This window comes from Streptomyces roseifaciens, assembly GCF_001445655.1.
Classification (GTDB): domain Bacteria; phylum Actinomycetota; class Actinomycetes; order Streptomycetales; family Streptomycetaceae; genus Streptomyces; species Streptomyces aureoversilis.
The window spans coordinates 1884974-1910291 of the sequence record NZ_LNBE01000003.1 but is presented as its reverse complement, the minus strand read 5'-3'; the positions used below and the strand labels follow the sequence as shown (position 1 = coordinate 1910291).

Genomic DNA, 25318 nt, shown 5'->3' with positions numbered 1-25318 from the left:
GCGGCGAGGGCGGTGGCGTCCCCGTTGGTACGGGGTGCCACCGCCCTCGGCGGAGTGCGGGGTGATGCTGAAGTTGTGCGTTGATCCGTGCTGATCCGTGCTGATCGGTGCTGATCAGTAAGCGGAGTTGACGTTGTCCATCGAGCCGTACTTGTCGGCGGCGTAGTTGCACGCAGCAGTGATGTTGGCGACCGGGTCGTAGATGTCCCAGGACGTGCCCTCGACGTGGTACGCCTTGAACGTCGGGTCGATCATCTGCAGCAGACCCTTCGACGGAACACCGTTCACAGCGTTGATGTCCCAGTCGTTGATCGCACGCGGGTTACCGGTCGACTCACGCATGATGTTGCGCTTGATGCCGTCGTACGAAGCCGGAATACCCTTCGCCCGCAGAATGTCCAGGGACTCACTGATCCAGCCCTCAAGATTCTCGGCATACGCCTTCTTCGCCGGAGCAGCGGGCTTCGCCGGGGCGGCGGGCTTGGCGGCGATGGCCTTGCGCTCGGTGGAACGGTTGGCAGCCTGCTTCTCCGTGCGCTCCTGGTCCACCTTCACCTTCGCAGCAGCCTCCGCGCCGGCCTTGGCGGCAGCATCGACGTGCTTGTCCAGCTCGGCCTGCTGCGTCTCACCGAAAGCCTCGGCACTCCACGCCACCGGCTTCACCGCAGCAGCCGGAGCCGCATCAGCGGCGAAAGCGTGCGGAGCGACGGCCACCGCGACGACAGCGGCACCGGTCGCGGCAATACCGGCAACGGAGAACTTGTGAATCTTCGGCAGACGGGCATAAGCGGAGACGGTGGAGCGCATGAGTGAGCTGAACCTTCCAATCGCGGATGTCGCCCGGCCCTGAAGCGGCGCAGAAATCAAGCGCCGTTTCTCGGTCGACGGCGCCCAGCGACCCCGTAATTGTTAGCGGCGACGAAAACCCCTGACAAGGGCTGTGACCTACTACGACCGTTCATTGCCCGGCACGGAAATAGCGGCACCGCCCCCGGATTCCGCCGCACTTCTTACTAACACATTTCGTAAGTGATCCAGGCCTCATGCGCGGCCTCACACGCCACCACCCCCGAAACAACACAAAGCAAGCGCGAATACGCACAGCGTCAGGAGAAATGCGGGGCGGTTCAGCTCGCGGCTGCGGTCGCCCCCGCCGTTTCGCGTCCGCCGGGGTGGCGGTGCCGCCAGATCCAGAAGACCGTGCAGGAAAGGGCGGCCCAGGCGATCAGCACGGCGAACGGGAAGAAGTGCTGGTGCTGCCGGAAGTAGACGGCCGTGTGCTGAGCGTTCACGGAGGCCCCCGGCGGCAGCCAGCGGCCGATCTCGCCGAGGAGTGAGGGCAGCAGGGGCCAGGAAACGGCGCCGCCGGAGGACGGATTGCCCAGCAGGACCATCAGACCCCAGGTGGGCAGCATGGCCCACCGCCCGAAGATCGCGTTGAACATCGTGAAGACCATGCCCGAGGTGAACATGGTCAGCGCCAGGATCAGCCAGGACTCCGCGAACGGCAGCCGCACCGCGTCCAGCCCCCAGTCCACGATCGCGGCGATGGTGAAGCCGCCCAGCACGGAATAGGCGGCGGTGAAGGCGATGCGTTCGGCCGGATCGAGCTCGCGCGCGTGGACGCTCAGCTGGATGGCCCCGACGAAGCCGACGATGACCGACGCCAGGGTGATGTAGAAGAGCGCGAGGCCGCGCGGGTCGCCCTTCTGGAGGGGATTGACGTCCCGCACGGCCACGGGGATGCCGATCTCCCTCCCGACCTGGGGCGCGGTCTCGGTCAGCAGCTGGGCGACGGTGGCACCGGAGGCTCCGGAGACGTCCAGCTCGGCCGCGTGGTGGCGGTCCTGGAGGATGGCGTAGACCTGCTGGTCCTCGACCGCGTTCCGGGCCTCCTCGTAGGTGGCGAAGTGACGCAGCCGGAGCTCGGCTCCCAGCGCCCGTTCCATGCCCTGGACGAATTCGGCCCTTTTGATCTCGGACACGGGGACCCCGGTGACGGCGGTGGGGATGTTGTGCGGGGTCGGATTGGCCATGGCGTAGGTGTAGGAGCCCGCGAAGAGCCCGGCGGCCGCGGCCACGATGAGCACGAGCACGGTGGCGGGGAAGAACGGCGAGCGACGGAACGCCGACCAGCAGTGACGGGCGCGATGCCGCCTGCCGGTGGGGTCGGCGGGGCGAGCGGGGCCGTCGGGAGTGCCGGCGCCGCTCTCTTCGCCCATGGGGTCACGACCCATGCGGTCACGATATGCAGATCATCCGGACATGGCGCGGCCCGTGGTCCGCCCGGGGGGCCGCTCACCCCTGAGTTCTGGCCTGGGCACTCGGTACGGTGTGCGAGCGGGCGCGCTGTCCTTCGCCCCGTGGCCGGAGGGGTGGGGGATGGCGGAGATCCATGGCGAGTTGATCCGTGCGCTGCCCGAGGCGCTCAAGGCGCATGCGGCGCAGATGGCGGACAAGACCGCTTTCCAGGACGCGCGGCGGAGCGTCACCTACGGGGAGCTGGAGGAACGGACCGCGCGGCTGGCGGGTCACCTGGCGCGGCTGGGGGTGCGGCGGGGCGACCGAGTGGCCCTCCACCTGGGCAGCCGGGTCGAGATGGTGGAAGGGTTCCTCGCGGTCCTGCGGGCGGGGGCCGTCGGCGTTCTGCTCGATCCCGGGGCGGCGGACGCGGAGCTGGCGCACTTCCTCGACGACAGCGGGGCAGTCGCGGTGATCACCGAGTGGGCCGGGCCGCCCCCGGTAGCCGGGAGGCCCCCGGTAGCCGGGAGGCCCCCGCTCGTCGAGCAATCCCCACTCGCCGAGCCGTCCCCGGCCGCCGCCAGGCCAAAGGGGGCCGCACCACCGCGCCTGCGCACCCGGATCGTGGTGGCAGGTACGACCCCCGTGCCGGACGGGGCGCCCCCAGGCACGTACGCCTTCGAGCGGCTGGCCGGGACGGATCCGGGACGGGCGCCCCGGGACGACCTCGGCCTGGACGAGCCCGCCTGGATCCTCTACACCTCGGGGACCACCGGGCGGAGCAAGGGCGTCGTCTCCAGCCAGCGCACCGCACTGTGGTCGGTGGCGGCGGCCTACGTCCCGCTGTGGGGGCTGGAGCGGGAGGACCGGCTGCTGTGGCCGCTGCCCATGTTCCACGCCTACGCGCACTCGCTGTGCCTGCTCGGGGTTCTCTCCGTGGGGGCGAGCGCCCGCCTCCTCGACCGGGGCGCGAGCGTCGCGCAGGCGCTCGCCGAGCAGTCGTGCACGGTCGTGGCAGGAGTACCGGCGACGTACCACCTGCTCACGGAGGCGCTGCGCAGCGCGCCGCAGCCGCGGCAACCGTCCGGCGTACGGCTGTGCGTCACCGCGGGCGCGCCGTGTCCCCCGGCGCTGCGGGCGGACGTCGAGGAGCTGCTGGGTGCCCGGTTGCTCGACGGCTACGGCAGCACCGAGACGTGCGGGAAGATCGCGGTCGACCGGCCCGGCGACCCCCGGGACGACGGTCCCGGCTCTCTGCCCGTGCCCGGTGTCGAGGTGCGGCTGACCTGTCCCAACAGTGATCCCGGCGGTGGTCCCGGCGGTGGTCCCAACGGTGTCGATGAGGTCGCCGACGGGGCGGAAGGGGAGATCTGGGTCCGCGGTCCGAACCTGATGATCGGGTATCACAACCGCCCGGACGACACCGCACGGGCGTTCAGGGACGGCTGGTACCGCACCGGGGATCTCGGGCGCCGCACGCACGGCGGCCGGCTGCTGGTCACCGGCCGGGTCAAGGAGCTGATCATCCGCGGGGGCGAGAACGTCAACCCGGTCGAGGTCGAGCACGTGCTGCTCGGCTGCCCCGGCGTCGCGGACGCGGCAGTCGTGGGCAGGCCGCACGACGTGCTGGGCGAAGTGCCGGTCGCCTTCGTGGTGCCCGGGCCGCACGGCGTCGACGCCAGCCGGGTTCGCGCCGTGTGCCGGGAGCGGCTGTCGGGCTTCAAAGTGCCCGACGAGGTGTACGAGACCGGCTCCGTACCCCGTACCCCCTCCGGCAAGACCGACCGCCCAGCGCTGGCGCGGCAGCTGACCGAACGGCTCGCGGCGGCGCGCGAGGACGCCGCGACCGCCCTGCGCAGGCGGCTCCTCTCCCTGCCTGCGTCCGACCGCCACGACACCCTGCTGCGCCTCGTCCTCGCCCGGGCGGCGGACGCCGGTGGCGTGCCGGAACCGGAGCAGGGACAGGAGCAGGAGCAGGGACAGGGACAGGAGCAGGGACAGGGACAGGAGCAGGGGCTGGAACCGGGGCGTCCCTTCAGCGCCTCCGGCATCACCTCCCTCGGAGGCGTACTGCTGCGCGACCGGCTCGGCGCGGACACGGGGCTGGAGCTGCCGGCGACCCTGGTGTTCGACCACCCGACGCCCGGCGCCGTGGCGGAGTTCCTGCACTCCGCACTGCTCGGCGGCCGTGCCCCGGCAGCCCGTACGCCCGGCGGAGCGACGCGCAGGGCGTCCGAGGATCCGGTCGCCATCGTCTCGATGGCGTGCCGGTTTCCGGGATCCGGCGACGACGTGGCATCCCCCGAGGAGCTGTGGCAGTTGCTCGTGGACGGGGTCGACGCGACCTCGGACCTCCCCGCCGACCGCGGCTGGGACCCGGAGAACCTCTTCGACCCCGACCCCGACCGGCTCGGCGCGTCCGTCACCCGCCGCGGCGGCTTCCTGCGCCGGGCGGCCGACTTCGACGCGTCCTTCTTCGGGATGTCCCCGCGGGAAGCGCTGGCCACCGATCCGCAGCAGCGGCTGCTGCTGGAGACCACCTGGGAGCTCTGTGAGCGGGCGGGCATCGACCCGGCGGAGCTGCGCGGCAGCGACACCGGCGTCTTCGTCGGCGTGATGCACGACGACTACGCAGGCCGCCTCCTGCACCGCGGGCCGCACGCGCTCGAGGCGCACCTCGCGCTGGGTTCGACCGGCAGCGTGGCATCGGGCCGTATCGCGTACGCCCTGGGGCTGCACGGGCCCGCCGTCACGGTCGACACCGCCTGTTCGTCGTCCCTGGTGGCGATGCACTGGGCGGCACAGGCCCTGCGGTCGGGCGAGTGCTCGCTGGCGGTGGCCGGCGGCGTCACGGTGATGGCCACCCCGGCGCCCTTCGTCGCGTTCAGCAGGCTGCGCGGCCTGGCGCCGGACGGCCGGTGCAAACCGTTCTCGGCCGCGGCCGACGGCACCGGCTGGGCGGAGGGTGCCGGAGTGGTCCTGCTGGAGCGTCTCTCCGATGCCCGGCGCAACGGCCATCCGGTCCTGGCCCTGTTGCGTGGTTCGGCCGTCGGCTCCGACGGCGCCTCCAACGGTCTCACCGCGCCCAGCGGCCCTGCCCAGCAGCAGGTGATCCGTCAGGCACTGGCCGACGCCGGACTGGCCCCGGCCGACATCGACACCGTCGAGACGCACGGCACCGGTACCGCGCTCGGCGACCCCGTCGAGGCCCGGGCGCTGCAGGGCGCGTACGGGCCGGAGCGGCCGCCCGGGCGCCCGCTGTGGCTCGGTGCGCTGAAGTCCAACATCGGGCACACCCAGGCCGCGGCCGGTGTCGGCGGTGTCATCAAGACCATCCTTGCGATGCAGCACGGACACCTGCCGCGCATCCTGCACTGCGAAGAGCCGTCCCCTCGCGTGGACTGGTCGTCAGGCACTGTACGGCTGCTGACGCGGGACGAGGATTGGCAACCGGCGCCCGGCAGTCCGCGCCGGGCGGGGGTGTCCGCGTTCGGCATCGGCGGGACCAACGCCCACGTCATCCTCGAAGAGGCCTCCTGGAGCGCCGAACCGGAAGGACCGGAAGGACCGGAAGCCGGAACGGGAGCCGCAACGGAAGCCGGAACGACAGCGGGATCGGAAGGCCACGCAGCCGCCGCCCCCGGGCGCCCGACGACGGTGCCTCCCTTGCTGCTGTCCGGTGCGGATCCGCAAGCCCTGCGCGCACAGGCCGCGCAGGTGGCGGCTCTGCTGCGGAAGCAGCCCCGTCCGGCCCTGCTGGACGTCGCGTTCTCCCTGGCCACGACCCGGGCCGCACTCACCCACCGGGCGGCGGTGACCGGAGCGGACCGCGGGGCACTGCTGAGCGCTCTGGACGCACAGGCGGCAGCCGGATCCGATACCGGCACCGGCCCGGGTACCGGCACCGACCCGGGTACCGGCACCGGCACCGGCACGAGCACCGGAGCGAGTCCGGCCACATCCACCGGGCGGCTGGCCCTGCTGTTCTCCGGACAGGGCGCGCAGCGGCCGGGCCTGGGCCGGGAACTGCACGGCGCCTTCCCCGCGTTCGCCGCCGCCTTCGACGACTTGTGCGAACGGTTCGATGCCGAAGGCCTGGAGCGGCCCCTGCGCTCCGTGCTGTGGGCGGAGGAAGGCACCGAGGATGCCGCTCTGCTGGACCGGACCGACTTCGCGCAAGCCGGGCTGTTCGTCTTCGAGGTGGCGCTCTTCCGGCTGCTGGAGTCCTGGGGAGTACGGCCGGACGTCCTCTCCGGGCACTCCGTCGGGGAGCTTGCGGCGGCTCACGTCGCAGGGGTCCTCTCGGAGCCGGACGCCGTGGAACTGGTCGCGGCCCGGGGCCGGCTGATGCGGCAACTGCCCAACAACGGCGTCATGGTGGCACTGGAAGCCTCCGAGCACGAGGCGGAGCAGGAACTGACGGACCGAACAAACGCGACGGGCCGGACGGGCCGTACGGGCTGGGCGGACCGCGTGGCGGTCGCGGCGGTGAACGGCCCCCGGTCGGTCGTCCTCTCCGGCGAGGAGGACGCCGTGCTCGCCGTCGCGGCCCGCTTCGCCGCGCAGGGGCGCCGCACTGCACGGCTGCGGGTCGGCCACGCCTTCCACTCGCCCCTGATGCAACCGATGCTGGATGCGTTCGGACGTGTGGCGGCACGGCTCACGTATCGCACGCCGCGGATCCCGGTGATGTCGACGCTGACGGGGCGCCCGGCCGCCGGGGACGACCTGTGCTCGGCCGCGTACTGGGTGCGCCACGCCCGCGAAACCGTGCGTTTCGGGGACGCCGTACACCGTCTCGCCCACGACGAACGGGTGACGGCCTTCGCCGAAGTCGGGCCCGGTGCACAGCTGACCGCTGCCGCCATGGCCGGTCTTGCCACGGACAGCGAGGAGCCGGCCGAGGGGCGGGCCGGTGGGCAGTCCGGTGGGCGGGCCGACGGGCCAATATTCATCACCACCGCACGGGACGGCGCCCGGGAGACGGAGGCGGTCCTCGCCGCACTCGGCCGGTTGCACGTGCACGGTCTGCCCGTGGACTGGCACCGGGTGTACGCGGGCAGCGGCGCCCGGCGGGTGGACCTGCCGACGTACCCCTTCCAGCGGCGGCGCTACTGGCTGGACGCTCCTGCCGCCCTCTCCCCCGTCCCGGATCCGGCGGCCCGGGACGGCCACCCGCTGCTGCCCCGGACGACCACCGTCCCGGGCACGGAGCGACTCCTCTGCACCGGCGACCTCTCCACCGCGGCCCAGCCGTGGCTGCGCGACCACGTCGTCGCCGGGCGTGTTCTCGTCCCCGCGGCCGCGTTCGCCGAGATGGTGCTCCACGCGGGCGACGCCTGTGGTCTGGACACCGCCGAGGACTTCGTGCTGACGGCCCCGCTGGCGCTGCCCGGCTCCGGCGACCGCGTCCAGGTACAGGTGGTCCTCGGCGAGCCGGACGCCTCCGGACGGCGTACCGCCGACGTCTACTCCCGCCTGCAGGACTCAGGGCCGCTGGGGCCGTGGACGCACCATGCGACCGGGCGGCTCGGCCCGGCCTCCGGAGCCGGCGGCGAGCGCCGGGACCGGGCCTCCGCATGGCCGCCCCCGGCCGCCGTGCCGGTGGACCTGACCGGCGCCTACGAGCGTCTGGCCGGCAGCGGGCACGCGTACGGGCCCGCGTTCCAGGGCGTCACTGCCGCATGGCGAGGGCCGGGCGAGGAGGTGTACGCCGAGGTGCGGCTGCCCGAAGCGGCGGGCGCCGACGCTCGCCGTTACGGCATCCACCCCGCCCTGCTCGACGCCGCACTGCACACGGCACTCCTTGCAGCGCCGTCCGCCGGTCCCGCCCGGCTGCCCTTCGCCTGGCGCGGCCTGACCGTGCACGCCGTCGGGGCCACAGCCCTGCGCGTACGCCTGCGCACCACCGGTACGGACACCGTCGCCGTGGACCTGGCCGACCCCGCCGGGAATCCGGTGGCCCGGGTGGAGTCCTTGACCACCCGTCCGCTGCCGGAGCCCACCGGTGGCGCGGCCGCGGGCGTGAACGGCGGCGGAGGGTTGTACAGCCTGCGGTGGGCCGTCGTTCCGGCCGAGGGCGAGGGCATCTCCTTGTCCGTGGCAGCACCGGACGACTTGGGGCTGCGTTCCGTGCTGCCTGCCACGCCCGCCGAACGAGAAAAGGAGGCCCCCGAGACGGTGGTGGTCTCCCTCGCTCCGTCGCCGGAGAGCGATCCCTCGGCCACGGACCCCGCCGGGGAGACGCACCGTCTGACGGCCCGCGCCCTGGCCCTGTTGCAGAGGCGTCTGTCTGCTCCGGCGGCACCCGGAGCACGTCTCGTGGTGGTGACCCGCGATGCCACCTCCCCCGTGCCTGATCTGCCGGCCGCCGCCGTCCGGGGCCTGCTGCGTTCCGCACAGGCGGAGTACCCCGGGCGCCTGACGGTCGTCGACACCGACGGCAGGCCCGAGTCGCTGCGCCTGCTGCCCGCTGCCGTCGCCACCGGCGAGCCCCAGCTCTCCCTCGTCGACGGCGTGGTCCGCGTCCCGTGCCTGGCGGACGCCGACGCCCCGTCCCCCACAGGCACACCTGCCGACCCGCCCGACGGCTCACCCGCCGCCTCCACCGCCGGATCGCCCCCGGCCGACGGGTTCGCGGGCGGAGGCGGCACCGTCCTGGTCACCGGCGGCACCGGAGCCCTCGGCGGTCTGCTGGCACGGCACCTGGTCGCCCGGCACGGCGTCCGGCATCTGGTGCTCGTCAGCCGCCGGGGTCCGCAGTCGGCCGGAGCGCTGCAGTTGCGGACCGCGCTGGAGGAGGCCGGTGCCCGGGTGGACGTGATCGCGTGCGACGTGGCGGACCGTACCCGGCTCACGGCCGTCGTCGAGAAGTACGCGCACCGGCTGAGGGCCGTGGTGCACGCGGCCGGAGCGCTGGACGACGGGGTACTGGAGGCGCTGACCCCCGGGCGACTGGCGGCGGTCCTGCGGCCCAAGGTGGACGCCGCCTGGCATCTGCACGAGCTGACGCGGCATCTGCCCTTGTCTCACTTCGTCCTGTTCTCCTCGGCGGCCGGGCTGCTGGGCAACCCCGGTCAGGCCAACTACGCAGCCGCCAACGCCTTCCTGGACGCGCTCGCCCACCACCGCTCCGCCCTCGGCCTGCCCGCGCTCTCCCTCGTGTGGGGTCCGTGGTCGGGCGGGGAGGGGATGGCGGCGCGCACCGACGGTGCCGAGCGGGCCATGGGCGGCGTGCTGCGCGCAGTCTCCCCCGAGCAGGGCCTGGCGCTGTTCGACGCCGCGCTGGGCAGGGGCGAGCCGGTGCTCGCTCCGCTGCTGCCGGACCGTTCCCGGCCGGCGGCTCCCGCCGGGCCGCCCGTCCCGCCTCCCTTGCGCGGGATATTGCGCCCGGCTCGCCCGGTTCGCCCGGCGCGCCCGACCGCCGGGTCCGGGGACGGCGGGAACGTCGGGGACGGCACCGGCTCCGCGGCAGGAGCGGGCACCGGACCCGGTGACGCGGCCGGGTCCTGGCGGGAACGGCTCGCGGCACTGCCGGAAGCCGACCGGGGGCCCGCGCTGCTGGAGCTCGTCCGCGCGGAGGTCGCCGCGGTGCTCGGCCACCCGGACGCGGCGGCCGTGGCGCCCGGACGCCCCTTCACCGAGCTGGGCTTCGACTCCCTGACCGGGGTGTTGCTGCGCAATCGCCTCGGCATGCTCACCGGCCTGCCGCTGCCCGCCACCGTCACGTTCGACCGGCCCAGCGTCGCAGAGCTGGCCGGTCATCTGTACGAGGAGCTGGACGGCATCCCGGCGCCCCCGACCGAAGCCGCCGTCGCCGCCGCGGGACCGGCCCCGAGCGGAAGGACACGGTCACCGCAGACCCTCGCCTCCCTCTACCGGCGGGTGTGCGAAACGGGCGACGTCGTCTCGGCGATGCACATGCTGGTGACCGCCTCGCTCGCCCTGCCCTCCTTCGGCCCTGCCGACGCCTCCCGGCACGAGCTCGCCCCGGTCACGCTGGCCGAAGGCACCGCCGGCCCCGCGCTGGTGTGCTTCCCCGGTTTCTCCCCCCACCTCGGGAGGCCCTGGTACGCGGCGCTGGCCGCCTCCTTCGCCGGCGAGCGGGACGTCCTCGAGATCCGGCACCCCGGCACCGCCCACGGCGACGCCGTCCCACGCGACTGGGGGACCCTCGTGGACCTGCACGCCGACACCGTGCGCAAACACCTGGGCGACCGTCCGTACGCCGTCCTCGGCTACTCGATGGGCGGCTACCCCGCCCACTCGGTCGCCGCGCGGCTCGCGGCGACGGGCACGCCGCCGGTCGGTCTCGTCATCGCCGACACCTACCACGTCACCCCGGACCGCGAGGAGGAGACGTGGCTGCTCGCGATGCCCGCCCGTCTCCCCCTCCAGCTGGGCGAGCGGTTCGACACCGCCGTGGACGACATGTCGATCGCCGCCCTGGGCGCCTACACCCGCATGGCCCGCGGCTGGCACCCCGAACCGACGGACGTCCCCACGCTGCTGATCCACGCCGGGGAACCGCTCCCGCTCGTGCATCCCGGAGCCGGGAGCGGGGCACGGGGCGACGGTCCCCGGAAGTTGTCCTGGCCGGCGCCGCACACCGCCGTGGAGGTTCCCGGCGACCACTGGACCCTCTTCGAGGAACACGCCGGCACGACGGCCGGCGCGATCCGGTCCTGGCTCGGCGGCACCCGAGCGCCCGCCGGCGGGTAACTCCGGGGGCGTCACGGCGCCCCGCTGCGGCGGCCGGGTTGCGGTGTGCCGGGGTGCGGTGTGCCGGGGTGCGGTGTGCCGGGGTGCGGTGTGTCGTCGCCTTCGACGTCCAGGTGGGGAAGGACCCGGTCGAGCCATCGCGGCGTCCACCACGCGCGGTGACCGAGGAGGGTCATCACGGCGGGTACGAGGAGGAGCCGGACGACGGTGGCGTCGATGAGGACGCTCACGGCCAGGCCCAGGCCGAGCATCTTGACCACGATGTTGTTGCTGGCGATGAAGGCGGCGAAGACGCTGACCATGATGAGGGCGGCGCACGTGATGACACGGGCGGTGATCTCGAGCGCGTGGGCGACGCTGCCCTTCGCGTCGGCCGTGCGCAGCCACGCCTCGTGGACGCGGGAGAGCAGGAAGATCTCGTAGTCCATGCTCAGTCCGAAGACGATGGCGAACATCATCATCGGCACGTAGCTCTCGATGGGCACGGTGCCCTCCACGCCCAGGGCCGGGCCGCCCCAGCCCCATTGGAAGACGGCGACGACCACGCCGTAGGAGGCGGCGATGGACAGGACGTTGAGGGCGGCCGCCTTGAGGGCCACCAGGATGCCGCGGAAGACGATGAGGATGATGAGGAAGGCCAAGGCGACGACGGTGGCGATGATCAGGGGGAGCCGGGCGCCCAGGATGTCGAGGAAGTCGACCTGGGCGGCGGTCGTGCCGGTCACGTAGCCGTGCGCGGCGGTGCCGGACACGGCCTCGGGCAGCGTCTCGTCCTTGAGGCGGTTCACGAGGTCGGTCGTCGAGGCGTCCTGCGGCGCGTTGGCGGAGAAGGCGGTGGCGACGAGCACGTCGCCGTCGGGCGTCGGCTTGAGCGGGGTGACGGTGGCCGCGCCGGGGACGTCCGTCAGGGCCTTCGCGGCGTTGCTCGCCAGCGCGGGCCGGTCGGCGGCCGGTACGCGGCTCTGGTCGACGACGAGGGTCAGCGGGCCGTTGGCACCCGGGCCGAAGGCCTCGGCCGTCAGGTCGTAGGCGCGCCGGTCGGTGAAGCTCGTGGGGTCGGCGCCGTCGCCGATGTGGCCGAGCCGGATGGAGAACAGCGGGATGGCGAGGACCGCGACGGTGACGACACCGGCGGCCAGGAACCACCAGGGCCGGCGCTCGACGCGCCGCGCGTAGCGGTGCCAGGTGCCGTGCGCTTCCTGGGAGCCGTCCGTCCCGTCGCCGGTGGTACCTTCCGCGACGGGTGTGCGGACGCGCAGCGTGTCGATGCGCGAGCCGATCAGGCCGAGCAGGGCGGGGACGAGCGTGAGCGCCCCCAGGACGGCGGAGACCACCGTCACGGCGGCCGCCGCCCCCAGCTTGCCGATGAACGACACGCCCGAGACGGTCAGGCCGATCAGCGCGATGATGACGGTGCATCCGGAGACCAGGACGGCACGGCCGCTGGTGGCCACCGCGCGGGCCGCGCTCCCGGCCGGGTCCATGCCGTCCATGAGGTGCTGGCGGTGGCGGGTGAGCAGGAACAGGGCGTAGTCGATGCCCACGCCCAGCCCGATCATCGTGGCGAGCGTCGGGGAGACCGTGGCGAACGTGAAGGCCGCGGCCAGCAGGGACAGCACGCTCAGGCCGATGACGACGCCGGCGAGCGCGGTCACCAGCGGCACGCCTGCGGCGATGACGCTGCCGAAGCCGACCAGCAGGACCACGATCGCCACGCCGAAGCCGATGAGTTCGCTGCTCCGGTCGTCCGGCTCGGGCCGGGCGAGCTCGCCGAGCGGCCCGCCGTACTCCACCTGCACCCCTGCCGTGCGCAGCGGTTTCACGGCGTCGTCGACGCCGTGCAGGTACTCGGTTCCGAGGGTGGAGGGCGGCGCGTCGAACCGTACGGTGATGTAGGCGGTCTTGCCGTCGTCGGACAGCGGTCCGGTGTTCGGGCTGCCGGAGGGGCGCGCAGGGGGTGTGCCGGGTGGCGGCAGGGGGTTCTGCGCGGACAGCACGTGCGGGAGTTTCCGCAGGTCGGCGACCGTCTGATTGACCTGGCCGCTGAAGGCGGCCAGGGGCTTCGCGGCGTCGTGGAGGACCACTTGCCCGCTGTAGCCGCCTGCGGCCGGGTCGTGGGCCTTCAGGACGTCGAGGCCGTCCTGGGACTGGGTCGAGGGCAGCGAGAAGTCGTCGGAGTAGTCCCCGCCGAAGGCCCGCTCCAGGACCTGCACGCCGCCGAGCGCGGCGAGCCACAGGACGATGACGACGACGAAGTGCCGCGCACACCAGTGCCCGAGCCGCCCCAGCAACCCACGCGGGGGCGGCTGCGGGCGTTTCGTCGCGGCGCCGTCGTCGGGGGCCGGGGGTTGGCGCGGGGACACACCTGCAATGGGAAACCAGCCGACCGCAAACGGCACGTTCTCGCAGAAGAACGGGTGAACGATGGGATCAGGACTCGGGATGCGTGTCCTACGGCGTCCGGCTCCCCGGCGGAGAACGGTGGTTCGTCAAGGAAGGCACCACCGGCGGTGCACGGCTCTCCCTCTGGTCACGCGCGCGTGGGAACGGATTCTCAGCGCGCACCTCGCGGTGGAGGAAGCCGGCTACGTGGCCGTCGACTTCTACGACGGCGCGCTGCTGTACGACTTCACCACCGACACCATGCGCCTGGTAGACCTGGACGAGTACCGCCCGGGGCCCTTCGTCCTGGAGGAGGACCGGCTGCCGGGTTCACGACGGTTCATGGCGCCGGAGGAGTACGAGCGCGGCGCGACCATCGACGTCCGCACCACCGTCTTCGCGCTCGGCCGTGCCGCCCGGCTGCTGCTCGACGCAGGTGACGACGAATGCGCTTGGCGCGGCAGCCCGGCTCGGCTCGGCGTGCTGCACCGTGCCACCCGGCCCGACCCTGGGCAGCGTTTCGCGTCGGTCCGCCGGTTCGCCGCGGCGTGGCATGCTGCCGGCCGGTCATGACCCCCGGCGCCCTCTGCGTGCGGCGGCAGCCGCCGCGGAGGCCGCCGCCGTCGGACATCCCGCGACAGACCCGGCGTCCGCACCGGGCATCCGCATCCCCCGAGGGCGCGAACACCCCCTCCGCAAAAGAGCGTTCGAGTGCAGGACACGCGCTCGTGGTTCCGTTGACCGGCGAGGGGCCTGCCCTATGGTGGTGCTCGTGGGTGGGGTTCTGGGCAGAGCCGGCTCCTGTGGGAGCGGGAGTGCGGGGGGCGGACTCGGCGGCAGGCCCGGACGGGCGGTCGCGGGTGCGGCAGCCCTGGCCGTTGCGGCCGGCTGTACGGGCTCCTGGGCCTACGGGCGCACGGGCGCCACGCAGGCGGACGTCCTCCGCGATCTGGCGATGGGCTGGACGTTCGCCGCGGCCGGGCTGATCGCCTGGTGGCGGCGCCCGGCCAACCGCACGGGGCCGCTGATGGTGGCCGAGGGCGTGACGTGGTTCCTGGGCAACCTGCAAGGCACCGACGTGCCGGTGCTGTTCGCACTCGGCGCCTGGTGGGAGGCGCTGAACCTGGCCGTGCTGGCGCATCTGCTGCTGGTCTTCCCCGACGGCCGCCTCACCACGGTCCTCGCCCGGCGCGTGGTCGCCGGCGCCTACCTGCTCGTCGCGGCGGGCGGGCTGCTGCGCGTCCTCACCTACGACCCGTCGGTCGAGCGCGACGCGACCTACCTCAGCTGCGTCGACTGCGGCCCCAACCCCCTGCTGTTCCGGCCCGGCCGGGAGCTGTTCGACGGCGTCGACCTCGTCTACCGGTGGACGGGTGCGCTGCTGACCGTGGTGGTCGTCGTCGCGCTGGTGCGCAACTGGCGGGCGAGCAGCACCGCGAGGCGCCGGGCCCTGCTGCCGGCGTGGATCGCGATCCTGGTCGCCCTGGCGCTGGTGGGCTGGGAAGTGTTGCACGTGGCCGCGCCCGGACTGCTGGGGCCCGCCGCGTCGACGCCCGCGCTGCTGTCGGACCTGAGCGAGATGGCGGTCCCGGTGACGTTCCTGGTGGGGCTGTTGCGGATGCGGCTGCGGCGGGCCGCGGTGGGCAGTGTGGTGATCGAGGTGGGCGCCGATCCGACGCCGCGACGACTGCAGGACGTACTGGCGCGCCTGCTCGGCGATCCCTCGCTGCGGCTGGGCCTGTGGTCGGAGGCGGCCGGCGGCTACCTCGACCCGGCCGGCCGAGCGCTGCGCGGCCCGTACCCGGGATCGGGCAAAAGCGTCACCGCAGTGGACGGCCGGGAGAGGCCTTCGGCGGTGCTGGTGCACGACGCGGCCCTGGGGGAAGACCCTCAGCTGCTGACCGCGGTGAGCGCGTCGGTCCGGCTGTGCCTGGAGAACGTCCGGCTGCGGTCGCAGGCCGCGGCCCGCGGGCGGGAGTCCCGTGCGGTCGGCTCCCGCATCCTGGAGGCGGCCGACCGGGAACGCCGGCGCCTGGAGCGGGACTTGCACGACGGCGCACAGACCCGGCTGGTCTTCGCCCTGATGTCGCTGCGGCGCCTGGACGCCCGCCTCGCGGACGCCGAGGACGGCGGGCTGCGCCACACGGTCGCCGAGACCGACCGCACGCTGCGGATGGCCCTGGAGGACCTGCGGGGCATCGCCCGCGGCATCCACCCGGCCGTGCTGACCCGGGAGGGGCTGGGCCCGGCGGTGCACGCCCTCGCGGAACAGGCGCAGGTGCCCGTGGTGGTCTCGGTGGAGGACCGCCGCTACCCGCCGCTGGTGGAGTCGACGGCGTACTTCGCGGTGTGCGAGGCGCTGTCGAACGCGGCGAAGTACGCGCAGGCGCAGGCGGTCAGCGTGTCGGCCCGGCAGTGCGAGGGGCTGTTGGTGGTCGAGACCGTCGACGACGGGGTGGGCGGGGCGGCCCCCGCGCGCGGAACGGGGCTGCAGGGGCTGGCGGACCGGCTGGCCGCGGTCGGCGGCGTCCTGCAGGTGCACAGTCCCCCGGGCGGCGGGACCCGGGTGCGGGTGGAGCTGCCGTGCGCGTGACGGTGACCGAGGACTCCGCCCTGCTGCGCGAGGGCCTGGTGCGGCTGCTGACCGAGGCGGGAATGCAGGTGGTCGGGCAGACCGGGGACGCCGAGGACCTGGTGCGGCTGGTGGAGGAGGTACGGCCCGACGTGGCCCTGCTCGACATCCGCCTGCCGCCGACCCACACCGACGAGGGCGTACGGGCGGCGTGCGCGATCCGCGGGCGCTGCCCGCAGGTCGGGGTGCTGCTGCTGTCGCAGTACGTGGAGGCCGGCAGCGCGGTGCAGGTGATGGCGCGCCGCGCACGAGGGTTCGGGTACCTGCTCAAGGACCGGATCGCGGACGTCGAGGAGCTGATCGGTGCCGTCAAGCGGGTGGGGGCGGGCGAGTCGGTGATCGACCCGTTGGTGGTGTCCCGGCTGCTGCACCGCCGGCGGGCGGGCAGTGCGCTGGAGGAGCTGACGCCCCGGGAGCGGGACGTGCTGGCTCTGATGGCCGAGGGGCGTTCCAACGATGCGATCGCCGAACAGCTGGTGGTGGGCGGCAAGACCGTCGAGACGCACGTGCGCAACATCTTCGCCAAGCTCGGCCTGGAGCCGAACCTGACCGACCACCGGCGCGTGCTGGCCGTCCTGTCGTACCTGCGCGGGTGACGTGCTCCACCGCGCAAGGAGCAACCGCCGGCTGACGGCTGCCAACCGCCGACCGCGGGTCCGCAGAGGCCGGGCGCGCATTTCAGGGCTGGCCCTGATGTGTGCACGGCGGCCCGGGCCTTGAATGGTGAGCACCGAAAGGGGAGCGCGGGAACGGGCCGAAGGGTTCGGAAACCGGCGCGGAACGGCCGGTTGCAGCCCCGGACCCGGGGCCCGGGACCGCACTCCCCGCTCCTATGGAGAGCACGTTCAACGGGAGGAAGCCATGAAGGCAGGCAAGAGCCTTGCTGTCGCAACGGCAACGGTGGCCCTCGGGGCGGGGCTGGCGGTGGCCGCCCCTTCGGCCCAGGCGGAGCAGGCCGCGCGGAGCGTCGTCACGCAGACCGCCGACCTCGACACCGGTGTCGGCCACAGCGTCCAGGCGAGCTGGAAACGGATCTGGGGCCCGTACAAGCACTCCCCCACCAAGTACTGGGCGACCGCCGACTTCGTCCCGCGCAGCAACGCGCTCGGCGTGCACGCCCGCTGCTGGAACGGCGGCGACGGCACCAAGCTCAAGATCGACATCGTGCGCAGCAGCGACAAGAAGGTCATCGCCAAGGGCGGCTGGGGCTACTGCACCGGCGACTGGATGAACGTGGACACCTTCCGCGCCTCGCCCAACCAGAAGCACTACATGCGGATCCACCTGAGCGGTAAGCCGCACACGATCGAGGCCCGCGCCTACCACAAGGTGTGAGGCGGGGCCGTCCAAGCCGCCGGGCCGCCCGACGGGGGAAGCATGGCGGGCGGCCCGGCCCGAGCGGGGCCTCCTTGAGGCCTGAGGCCCATGACCCGGCCTCAGGCCTCAGGCCTCAGGGTGAATGACGGCGGGAAAGCGTTTCCCTCGGCCCGTGCTCTCGTTGGGTGATGACAAGTGCCTCTGGCACGGGAATCAGCAGGAGAGCGAGAAGCGGAGGGCGCTGTGCGTCGGATGAACTTCATGCTGGCCGCGGTCGTCATGGCGGGCGCTTGGGCCGCACCGGCAGCGGTCGCCCAACCCGTCCCTGCACCCCCCTCCGCCGTGCACGCGACTTCCGCCAAGCCGCCCTTCTCGTACGAGGACTGCCTCAAGGCGGCCAAGAAGCACGGGGAGAGCGCGCGCTACAGCAGGTGGCACTGCGACCAGTTGGTCAAGAAGGGCTGGGTCAGGCAGCCGAAGCGCTGACCGCGCCCACCTCGGTTCAGGCCGCGACGGGGGCGTCCGCCAGGGTCCGGACGACCTCGGTCAGCGCGGTGGCGACCTCGGCGTCGTCGATCGGGTGGGTCTCGGCGAAACGCGTCACGGAGCCGGGGACCGCCAGCTTGACGTCCTCCAGGGCCTTGCCGCCGGCGATGCCCACGGCCTTGCGGGTCTCGTCCTGTGCCCAGACACCGCCGTACTGCCCGGCGGCGGTGCCGGTCACGGCGACCCGCTTGCCGACGATGGCGCCCACGCCGTACGGGCGCGACAGCCAGTCGATGGCGTTCTTCAGCACGGCGGGGATGGTGCCGTTGTACTCGGGGGTGAACAGCAGGAGGGCGTCGGCGGAGGCGGCCGCCTCGCGCAGGCGGACGGCGGCCTCGGGGGCGGCCCCTTCGGCGTCGAGGTCCTCGTTGTAGAAGGGCACGTCGGCCAGGCCCTCGTAGATCTCGACCTCGGTGCCCTCGGGGGCGAGCTTGACCGCGGCCTCGGCGAGCTGGCGGTTGTGGGACCCGGCGCGGAGGCTGCCGACGAGCGCAAGGATGCGGACAGACATGAGGAACTCCAGGGGAATGATAACGAAAGCAAACCGGACCGTGGTCCTGTTTTAGGATTGTGCCACTTATCCGGACCACGGTCCAGTTATCTCGCCGAGACGTTACGCTGGACCCATGACCGGCTCCGCTCCCCCCTCGCCGCCGTCCGGCGCCCCGGACGGCCGGAAGGAACTCACCCTGCTCCCGGTCGGCGAGCCCCCGCAGCTCCGAGCCGACGCGGCGCGCAACCGCACCCGGCTGCTGGAGGCGGCATCCCGCCTGCTGATCGAGTGCGGAGCCGCGAACCTGACCATGGAGGCGGTGGCCACGGCCGCCGGCGTCGGCAAAGGCACCGTCTTCCGGCGCTTCGGCGACCGCACCGGACTGCTGCTGGCACTCCTGGACCACCGCGAGCAGCAGCTCCAGGCCGCCTTCCTCTCCGGTCCCCCACCCCTGGGCCCCGGAGCCCCCGCGGCGCAGCGTCTGCACGCCTTCGGGCCCGCCGTCATCCGCCACGAGCACGATCATCACGAACTGATCCTGGCCACCCGGGCAGACCCCCTGCGCACCTACGGCGTCCCGGCGTACGGCCTGCGCGTCGCTCACGTCGCCATGCTGCTGCGCGAGGCGGGCGTGGAGGGCGATCCCGAGCTCCTCGCGCACACGCTGCTCGGCTGCCTCGACACCGCCCTCGTCCACCACCTGAGCGTCGAGCGCGGCATGCCGCTCGACCGCCTGGAGGCCGCCTGGCACGACCTCGTCACGCGGCTGGGGGCGGAGCGCTGACGCCGGGCGCCAAGGGCGACCGGCCCGCCCGGGCCGCTACGGGACGTCGATCTTGGGTACGTCGATCTTGGGCATCTCGACCTTGATGGGGTCCTTGGTGAACGTCTCCGTCAGGCCTCCCTCCCAGCTGACCGACAGGGTCTTGCCACCGTCCACCAGGGTGGCGGTGCCCTTGGTGCGCGGGTTGCCGGGGCTGGGGCACTTCAGGTCGAACTTCACTGTCGTGCCGGAGCGTTGTGCGGGCCCGCTGCACACGCCCTTGTCGGAGTCGGAAATGCCACGGTCCCCGAAAATCGTCACTCGGACGATGTCGTAGCCCTTCTGCTGGTTCCATATGCCGTCCAGGTCGGCGTCGCCACCACCCTGGGCCGGCTTCTTGGCGTCACCCTGCTCCGGCTTCCTGGTGCCGTCCTCCCCGGGCTTCCGGGAACCGCCCGCCGAAGGCTTCGCCGCGGACTCGTTCCCGGCCTTGGCGGCGTCCTTCCCGCCCTCGCCGTCCGATCCGCTGCTGCAACCCGTCATCAGCACCGCTGCAATCAGCGCCGCGCCCACGGTTTGTGCCACCTTACGCACGAATTTCCCCTCGACTGCCGAACAGAACAAGCCAACCTAACAGGCTGCTCCGCCACCGCAGAAACCCCTTTTCCCCGCACAGCAAAGGCGTCTGACACCCACCCATGACGGGCCCGGGTCCCGGCACTTAGAGGTCGTCCCAGTCGGTGCAGCGGTGGTAGCAGATGGGGGTGCCGGCGATGCCGGCGAACTAGACCTTCGAGTCCGGCTTCCAGTCCTGGACGAGGAGCCCGAGCAGCACCTCGTCCAGGAACTCGCCCATCACCCAGGCCGAGGAGCGCAGCACGCCCTCGCGGACGAAGCCGTTGCGCTCGGCGGAGCGCAGCATCGCGGCGTTGTCCGACAGCGTTTCTATCTGCAGCCGCTGCAGGCCGCGCACGACGAAACCGTAGTGGCACAGCACCGCGACCACGTCGGTGCCGTAGCCCTTGCCGCGGGCAGACGGCAGCAGCCCCAGCCCGATGTGCGCGGACCGGTTGTGATTGTCGATGCCCCACAGCGTCGCGGTGCCGACCAGCGTGCCGCCCTCCAGCTCCACCACGGAGAACTGGACGAGTCCCTGCGCCTTGTCGTCCACCACGAGCCGCGGATCCTTCGAGCCCGGCGTGATCGGCCGCCACGGCCCGCCTTCGGCCCGCGAGGCGTTGACCACGTCGTCGTAGAGCTCGGACCGCAGGATCGGGATGTCGTCCTCGTGCCGGGCCCTGAGCCCGACCGTGCTGCCTTTTAGCATGCGAGCTTCCTATCCGGCCGGACCGGCCGGCGGCAAACCAATTTGCGGTCGCCTGGTTTCGCCTGCCGGAACGCCGGTCGCGGCGACCGCCGTGGGCTTTCACCTGCGCGGCGGGATGCAACGCCGGACGGGCATCGGCGTCGAGGGTCGGGAGGGCCGGGGCTCCACGTCGACTCGGCGTCGGCGTCGACGGGCGTGCGCGCATACGGGAATGGCCCGGCCGGACGGCCGGGCCATTCCCTCTGCGGGCTCGCGCGGTTCCGCCGGTCGGGTACAGCCGCGCCGACCCGCCCGTCATAGCCTTGCCCCGGCCCTCCCCGCTCCGGACCATGCGGCCCATGGCACGTTGCGAGGTATGCGGAAACGACTACGACCTGGCGTTCTTCGTGGAGACCCAGGACGGTTCACGTCACGCGTTCGATTCGTTCGCGTGCGCCATCCACCGCATGGCGCCCATCTGCGAACACTGCCGGGTCCCGATCGTCGGCCAAGGGGTCGAGGCGGGCGGCCACTGGTACTGCGGTGCCCACTGCGCCCGCTCCGAGGGGAAGGTGGGGATCGTGGACAGGGTGTGACCAAGCCGGGAGAGGGCGGCTTCGCGCGGCTCCCGGCAGGGGCTGACAGGGGCGTGAGGCAGCCCTCAGATCTGCGGCAGGCTCCCGGGCAGGGGCAGCGGTGACGTCGCCTGGAGCGGCGTGCGAGCAGGGGCGGGGGCCGCGGGGTGACAGGTGAAGCCGAGGCGCGTCAGCGCCCGGGTCACTTCACCGGCGGTGAAATCACGCCGGTCCTGCTTGGTGATCACCTGCCCCACCTGCTTGACGGGGTAGGTGCGGCGGCCGATGACCACGCACGCTCCGTCGACGGGCTCGGGCGCGATGCCCTTCATCATCTGTTCGACCTCGCTCTTGACGAAGTCGAAGGGGAAGCGGGCAATGACGCAGCGCATAGTGCCTCAACGGGGTGGGAGGGGATCCGGGGCAGGGCTGCCGGCCGGGGGGCGTGCGGCGCCGGCGGGAACGCCGGACATCACAGAACCTTATTCCTCGGTGCAGCACATTCGAGAAATTCTTTGCGGCATGGGCCGCGTCCAGGAATCACAATCACCGGCACACGAGCCGAAGAAAAAGCGAGCCACGGGACGGCGGGGGCCGGCCCGAGCCGGGACCAGTGCGGAAAACTGCCCGGGAAACGCAACGAGCTGGGGCCCGCACCCAAAGTGCGGGCCCCAGCTACGTCAACGCGTCAGACGCCGGGCGTCAGGCACAGGCGTCAGGCGGGAAGGATGTTCTCCGCCTGCGGGCCCTTCTGGCCCTGCGTGACGTCGAAGGTCACCTTCTGGCCTTCCTGAAGCTCACGGAAGCCCTGGGTGGCGATGTTCGAGTAGTGGGCGAAGACGTCAGCGCCGCCGCCGTCCTGCTCGATGAAGCCGAAGCCCTTTTCCGCGTTGAACCACTTCACGGTGCCAGTAGCCATAGTAAATCTCCTTCGGGGCGTTACCCGGGGACCGCACTGCGCGAGCCCCGCATCGCCGAGATGATTGCCCGTCCGGAAAAGAAAAGCCGGAAATACAAATAAGTGCTTCCGTCGGCTGGAGGCCGACCGGACACACTTGCAAGTCTTTGGGAACCACAACTGCAACTGAAAAGACAGTAGCACGGAACCGACCTCAGGTGGGCAGAAATTTTTTTCCGCCCCACCATCGGGTGAAAAAATCCGGGCCCCGCCGGGCTATTTCTGCAGCTACGACGGCAGATGTTCACCGCCCGGCACACTGCGTCATGCTGCGTCATGCTGCGTCACCGGATCACGCCGTACGACGTCACGCCGCGCGACGGAAGAGCGCCGCCCAGAGGAAGGGCTCGCCGAAGGAGGACGACCCGGACGGCTCGTCGCGCATGCGGCGCAGGTCGGCCTCCTCGAGGTCGCAGAAGATCCGGCGCAGCGACTCCGGCGAGTACGCGAGACCGCCGTGGAGGCGGGCCTGGCGGTAGAAGTCCGCGTCGGGGATCTCGGAGCCCATCTCGCCGGCCGCGAAGCAGGTGAGGGCGAACCGGCCGCCGGGCGCGAGGGCCCGGTCGAGGAGGGCGAGGTAGCTGATCCGGCGATGCGGCGGCAGGTGGTGGAAGCAGCCGGAGTCGTAGATCAGGTCGTACTGGCCGTCGAGTTCCTCGCCGACGAGGGCGAAGGCGTCGCCGCACCGGAACCGGACCTCGGCCCCCGCCTCCCGGGCGCGGTCCTCCGCCCAGGCGATTGCCGCCGGGGAGAGGTCGACGGCGTCGACCTCGAAGCCCCGCGAGGCGAGGTGGATCGCGTTGCGGCCCGGGCCGCAGCCCAGGTCGAGGGCGCGGCCGGGAGCGATCAGGCCGCGGTCGAGGTACGAGACCAGGCTCTCGTCGGGCTTGTCCACGAAGAACGGCACCGGCCTGGAGCGGTCCTCGTAGAAGCCGTCCCACCAGGACGCCGCGCCGGTCGTCCAGCGGTCGGCCTCCGGTGCGAACAGGCCGTCCAGCAGCCTCAGGACGTCGTCCACCGTACGGATGTTCCGGTCCATCCGGACCCCCTTTCCCGTGGCCTCGATCGTAGGCTGGAATGACACGAAAGCCCAGGTCAGAGGCCATTCCTGGAAGCCGTACCCGGCCGCGCGAGGGGACCGGGGGCGGTAGGGAAGGGTGCCACCCGCGGAGGGGGTCGAACGGCCGTGCGCGCCCCCGGCGAAGGCCGCTCAGAGGTCGGTTCCGGCGGCGCCGGGCCGGGTTTCCCGACGATCTTTCCGGACCCCCGCCCGAAGGCTTCACGAGCCGGATCGGGGCCTCCGGTCGCAGCACATCAACCACCCTTTATCCATAATGTGTTTCATGTGTCTGATGTGCCTTAGAACCCTCGATGCGGCAATGCGTGTCGATTGCTCCCATGCGTCGTTTGGCAGGGCATGAAGAACCGCATCGTGACGCGTATTGCTGTGGGATCGACCCTTCTGGTGTGCGGCGCCGTCTCCGCAGCCGGCACCGCCGAGGCGGCCGGCGGGGGCGGCGGGATCAGCCCCCGGCCGCTGATGCACCGCCTCTCCAACGTCACCCATCTCGCCAATGTCGAGGACAGCCCCCTCGGCGACACCGTCTCCTTCGTCAACGACAAGCTCCCCAGGGAGGCTTCCAGCCGTATCGCCCTCCGGTGACCAGCCACGCATCGCCGCCCCCCGCGGTGCCGGAGCTCCCGGCGCCGCGGCACGCGGTGCAGGAATAATCTCTGGGTGACCTTTCTCGACGAGCAGTTGACCGGCCAGTGGCGCAGCGCCCCCTTCGACGTGGGCGCCATGGAGACGAGTGAACTCGTGTTCCTGGCCGACGGCCGGGGCTGGAGCCGCTTCGAAGGCATCAGCACCGAGCTGAGCATCTCCCGGTTCCGCTGGCACTGCCCGGCCCCCGGCCGACTGGAGCTGCGCTGCACCTGGCAGGTCAGCGGGCAATGGGCCCTTCACAGCAACGGTCTCGCCGCCGTGGACCACAGCGGTCCGGACGACCGGCTGATCCGTACCGGCTACCGCATCGGCCCCGAGAAGCCACCGTTCTCCGACGCACCCGTGACCACCCTGACGGTCGACGAGGAGATCGAGTTCGCCCTCTCCTTCGCCCGCGGCAAGCGGACCGTGACGTCCGCCGACGACCCCTCGTCCACGCTGGTCCCGTACGCCCCGGCCGCCCGGCCCGGTCCGCCCGCCCGCTGATCCGCGGGTACCGGGGGGTACAGATGGTGTTCAATCCTCGAATCCCGCCACCCGGCCCCCTGCACCGGCCCTACGGTGGGCCCTCGCCACCACCGGACGGGGGGAATGGGGAACACCGTGAACAGGGAAGAGCGCGCCCGCATCGTCGCCAGGATCCAGGAGGAGCGCGAGCGGCTGCGCCCGCTGCAACCGCAGATGACGCGCACCGTGATCCAGCTGCTGCGCCGGACGGTGCCGGAGTCGGAGCCCGGGGTGGTGCCGTGGGTGAACCTGGCCACCATCAAGAGCATCGAGGCCGAGCACGGCACGGACGGGGTGGTGGCGCTCGCGTTGTCCCTGGGGAACTGGGCGGCCGCCATCGCGCAGGACTTCGCCCGCACGAACGGGCACACCGCCGAGCAGCTGATGGACTACTACGAGACCCAGTTCTTCGAGGACGATGCGTCCTCGGACTCCGAAGACTGAACAGGGCCCGCATGAGACTGAACAGGGCCCGCATGCCCGGCTTCCCGCACCTGCCCCTCCGCAGCCGCCGAGGGTGAGGACGGAAACACGCTTCCCGCGGTGCAGAAGACGCAGCCGTCCCAGTGCGGCAGGGCGTTCAGGACCCGGTGGGGCACGCAGGAGGTCGTCACGGCCGTGTCCGGGCCGGGGAAGACGTCGTCTCCGGCCCGGTCGGGGAGCGGGGCCGGGACGAAGGCCTCGACCATGGCCCGGAAGTGCTGCAGGTACTTGGGCGCGTAGGGCGGCTCGTATCCCAGCTCGTCCCAGCGGTGCCGCTGCAGTGCGAGGTCGATGACCCGCAGGACGAAGTCCTTGGCCTCGGCCCGCTCGGACGGGGTGTCCCCCCAGTCGATGTCCTCCAGGTCGAAGCCGACCACGCCTCGCCCCATCACGTTCTGGTCCTGCAGAGCCAGCAGCGAGGCGAAGCGGAAGTCCCAGGGGCGGTCCGCCAGTTCCGATACCGCCAGCCACAGCACGTCGACGAAGACGGCCGTCCCGCCGTTGGACATGCAGAGGCTGTCCCCCGCCCCGCCGAACTCATTACCCATGCCGCCACCCTAAACACCGGGTCCCCGGAGCCCGTCGGCCGTCCGGCTATCCGGCTGCATCTCGTCGTGCGAGCCCTCTTGCGTAGCACGCATCACACCCGTCAGGGTCACTAACCGAAG

21 protein-coding genes are annotated in these 25318 nt (G+C 72.3%); 11 read left to right on the top strand and 10 right to left on the bottom strand.

Features of this window, described 5'->3' with window-relative positions:
• Positions 1-114: 114 nt before the first annotated feature.
• Together AS857_RS14005 and AS857_RS14000 are read right to left on the bottom strand one after the other, a co-directional pair.
• On the bottom strand, positions 115-807 hold the full coding sequence (locus AS857_RS14005; protein WP_058043423.1) for a transglycosylase SLT domain-containing protein: 693 nt from the start codon (positions 805-807) through the stop codon (positions 115-117).
• Positions 808-1127: 320 nt separating this feature from the next.
• Positions 1128-2237, bottom strand: a complete 1110-nt coding sequence (locus tag AS857_RS14000; protein ID WP_245699820.1) for an ABC transporter permease — start codon at positions 2235-2237, stop codon at positions 1128-1130.
• Positions 2238-2382: 145 nt separating this feature from the next.
• Between AS857_RS14000 and AS857_RS13995 the strand changes: the two genes are divergently transcribed.
• Positions 2383-10962: a type I polyketide synthase gene (locus AS857_RS13995; protein WP_058043422.1), complete on the top strand. Its 8580-nt coding sequence runs from the start codon at positions 2383-2385 to the stop codon at positions 10960-10962.
• 11 nt (positions 10963-10973) lie between these two features.
• Here AS857_RS13995 and AS857_RS13990 read toward each other — a convergent pair whose 3' ends face one another.
• Positions 10974-13325 (bottom strand): MMPL family transporter, encoded by a 2352-nt coding sequence (locus AS857_RS13990; RefSeq protein ID WP_079110312.1) that lies wholly within the window; start codon positions 13323-13325, stop codon positions 10974-10976.
• 226 nt (positions 13326-13551) lie between these two features.
• On the opposite strand from AS857_RS13990, the gene AS857_RS13985 reads away from it, so the two are divergent.
• The 5 genes from AS857_RS13985 to AS857_RS13965 all read left to right on the top strand — a co-directional run bounded on the left by AS857_RS13985 (position 13552) and on the right by AS857_RS13965 (position 17779).
• A complete protein-coding gene (locus AS857_RS13985; RefSeq protein WP_338058256.1) occupies positions 13552-13917 on the top strand; it encodes a hypothetical protein in 366 nt (121 codons plus the stop codon).
• A gap of 199 nt (positions 13918-14116) precedes the next feature.
• Positions 14117-15937 (top strand): sensor histidine kinase, encoded by a 1821-nt coding sequence (locus tag AS857_RS13980; protein ID WP_245699819.1) that lies wholly within the window; start codon positions 14117-14119, stop codon positions 15935-15937.
• Positions 15928-16572, top strand: a complete 645-nt coding sequence (locus AS857_RS13975) for a response regulator transcription factor (RefSeq protein WP_338058255.1) — start codon at positions 15928-15930, stop codon at positions 16570-16572. Before AS857_RS13980 ends, AS857_RS13975 begins: the two co-directional genes overlap by 10 nt.
• Before the next feature lie 265 nt (positions 16573-16837).
• Complete coding sequence (locus AS857_RS13970) at positions 16838-17311, top strand: hypothetical protein (protein WP_144440807.1); 474 nt, start codon at positions 16838-16840, stop codon at positions 17309-17311.
• 225 nt (positions 17312-17536) lie between these two features.
• On the top strand, positions 17537-17779 hold the full coding sequence (locus tag AS857_RS13965; RefSeq protein WP_144440806.1) for a hypothetical protein: 243 nt from the start codon (positions 17537-17539) through the stop codon (positions 17777-17779).
• Positions 17780-17795: 16 nt separating this feature from the next.
• Here the strand turns inward: AS857_RS13965 and AS857_RS13960 are convergent, their stop codons facing one another.
• A complete protein-coding gene (locus AS857_RS13960; RefSeq protein ID WP_058043418.1) occupies positions 17796-18350 on the bottom strand; it encodes an NADPH-dependent FMN reductase in 555 nt (184 codons plus the stop codon).
• 115 nt (positions 18351-18465) lie between these two features.
• Here AS857_RS13960 and AS857_RS13955 point away from each other — a divergent pair, with 115 nt between their 5' ends.
• On the top strand, positions 18466-19116 hold the full coding sequence (locus tag AS857_RS13955; RefSeq protein ID WP_058043417.1) for a TetR/AcrR family transcriptional regulator: 651 nt from the start codon (positions 18466-18468) through the stop codon (positions 19114-19116).
• Positions 19117-19152: 36 nt separating this feature from the next.
• On the opposite strand, the gene AS857_RS13950 is transcribed toward AS857_RS13955, so the two are convergent.
• Together AS857_RS13950 and AS857_RS13945 are read right to left on the bottom strand one after the other, a co-directional pair.
• Positions 19153-19668, bottom strand: coding sequence for a hypothetical protein (locus AS857_RS13950; RefSeq protein ID WP_058043416.1), 516 nt, complete (start codon positions 19666-19668; stop codon positions 19153-19155).
• 211 nt (positions 19669-19879) lie between these two features.
• Entirely contained in the window at positions 19880-20422 is a 543-nt protein-coding gene (locus tag AS857_RS13945) for a GNAT family N-acetyltransferase (RefSeq protein ID WP_058043415.1), read from the bottom strand.
• A 338-nt stretch (positions 20423-20760) separates the two neighbouring features.
• Here AS857_RS13945 and AS857_RS13940 point away from each other — a divergent pair, with 338 nt between their 5' ends.
• Positions 20761-20997 carry a hypothetical protein gene (locus AS857_RS13940; RefSeq protein ID WP_058043414.1) on the top strand — a complete coding sequence of 79 codons (237 nt, stop codon included), beginning with the start codon at positions 20761-20763 and terminating at the stop codon, positions 20995-20997.
• Positions 20998-21062: 65 nt separating this feature from the next.
• Here the strand turns inward: AS857_RS13940 and AS857_RS13935 are convergent, their stop codons facing one another.
• From AS857_RS13935 to AS857_RS13925, 3 genes are all read right to left on the bottom strand, one after another.
• Positions 21063-21368, bottom strand: coding sequence for an SCO5918 family protein (locus tag AS857_RS13935; RefSeq protein WP_058043413.1), 306 nt, complete (start codon positions 21366-21368; stop codon positions 21063-21065).
• Between the two features lie 323 nt (positions 21369-21691).
• Positions 21692-21895 (bottom strand): cold-shock protein, encoded by a 204-nt coding sequence (locus AS857_RS13930; RefSeq protein ID WP_030365760.1) that lies wholly within the window; start codon positions 21893-21895, stop codon positions 21692-21694.
• A gap of 346 nt (positions 21896-22241) precedes the next feature.
• On the bottom strand, positions 22242-22973 hold the full coding sequence (locus AS857_RS13925; protein WP_058043412.1) for a class I SAM-dependent methyltransferase: 732 nt from the start codon (positions 22971-22973) through the stop codon (positions 22242-22244).
• Between the two features lie 393 nt (positions 22974-23366).
• Between AS857_RS13925 and AS857_RS13920 the strand changes: the two genes are divergently transcribed.
• The 3 genes from AS857_RS13920 (at position 23367) to AS857_RS13910 (ending at position 24611) form a co-directional block, all read left to right on the top strand.
• Positions 23367-23597, top strand: coding sequence for a hypothetical protein (locus AS857_RS13920; protein ID WP_144440805.1), 231 nt, complete (start codon positions 23367-23369; stop codon positions 23595-23597).
• A gap of 75 nt (positions 23598-23672) precedes the next feature.
• A complete protein-coding gene (locus tag AS857_RS13915; RefSeq protein WP_058043410.1) occupies positions 23673-24146 on the top strand; it encodes a hypothetical protein in 474 nt (157 codons plus the stop codon).
• 117 nt (positions 24147-24263) lie between these two features.
• Positions 24264-24611 (top strand): hypothetical protein, encoded by a 348-nt coding sequence (locus AS857_RS13910; protein WP_063804317.1) that lies wholly within the window; start codon positions 24264-24266, stop codon positions 24609-24611.
• Here AS857_RS13910 and AS857_RS13905 read toward each other — a convergent pair.
• Positions 24560-25198, bottom strand: a complete 639-nt coding sequence (locus AS857_RS13905) for a hypothetical protein (RefSeq protein WP_245699817.1) — start codon at positions 25196-25198, stop codon at positions 24560-24562. The genes AS857_RS13910 and AS857_RS13905 overlap by 52 nt on opposite strands.
• Between the last annotated feature and the right edge of the window lie 120 nt (positions 25199-25318).

Coding starts and splice junctions, on each gene's coding strand:
- AS857_RS13935 (WP_058043413.1), bottom strand. CDS start 21,368: ATGCGCTGCGTCATTGCCCGCTTCCCCTTCGACTTCGTCAAGAGCGAG.
- AS857_RS13940 (WP_058043414.1), top strand. CDS start 20,761: ATGGCACGTTGCGAGGTATGCGGAAACGACTACGACCTGGCGTTCTTC.
- AS857_RS14005 (WP_058043423.1), bottom strand. CDS start 807: ATGCGCTCCACCGTCTCCGCTTATGCCCGTCTGCCGAAGATTCACAAG.
- AS857_RS13905 (WP_245699817.1), bottom strand. CDS start 25,198: ATGGGTAATGAGTTCGGCGGGGCGGGGGACAGCCTCTGCATGTCCAAC.
- AS857_RS13930 (WP_030365760.1), bottom strand. CDS start 21,895: ATGGCTACTGGCACCGTGAAGTGGTTCAACGCGGAAAAGGGCTTCGGC.
- AS857_RS13970 (WP_144440807.1), top strand. CDS start 16,838: ATGAAGGCAGGCAAGAGCCTTGCTGTCGCAACGGCAACGGTGGCCCTC.
- AS857_RS13995 (WP_058043422.1), top strand. CDS start 2,383: ATGGCGGAGATCCATGGCGAGTTGATCCGTGCGCTGCCCGAGGCGCTC.
- AS857_RS13960 (WP_058043418.1), bottom strand. CDS start 18,350: ATGTCTGTCCGCATCCTTGCGCTCGTCGGCAGCCTCCGCGCCGGGTCC.
- AS857_RS14000 (WP_245699820.1), bottom strand. CDS start 2,237: ATGGGTCGTGACCCCATGGGCGAAGAGAGCGGCGCCGGCACTCCCGAC.
- AS857_RS13955 (WP_058043417.1), top strand. CDS start 18,466: ATGACCGGCTCCGCTCCCCCCTCGCCGCCGTCCGGCGCCCCGGACGGC.
- AS857_RS13945 (WP_058043415.1), bottom strand. CDS start 20,422: ATGCTAAAAGGCAGCACGGTCGGGCTCAGGGCCCGGCACGAGGACGAC.
- AS857_RS13925 (WP_058043412.1), bottom strand. CDS start 22,973: ATGGACCGGAACATCCGTACGGTGGACGACGTCCTGAGGCTGCTGGAC.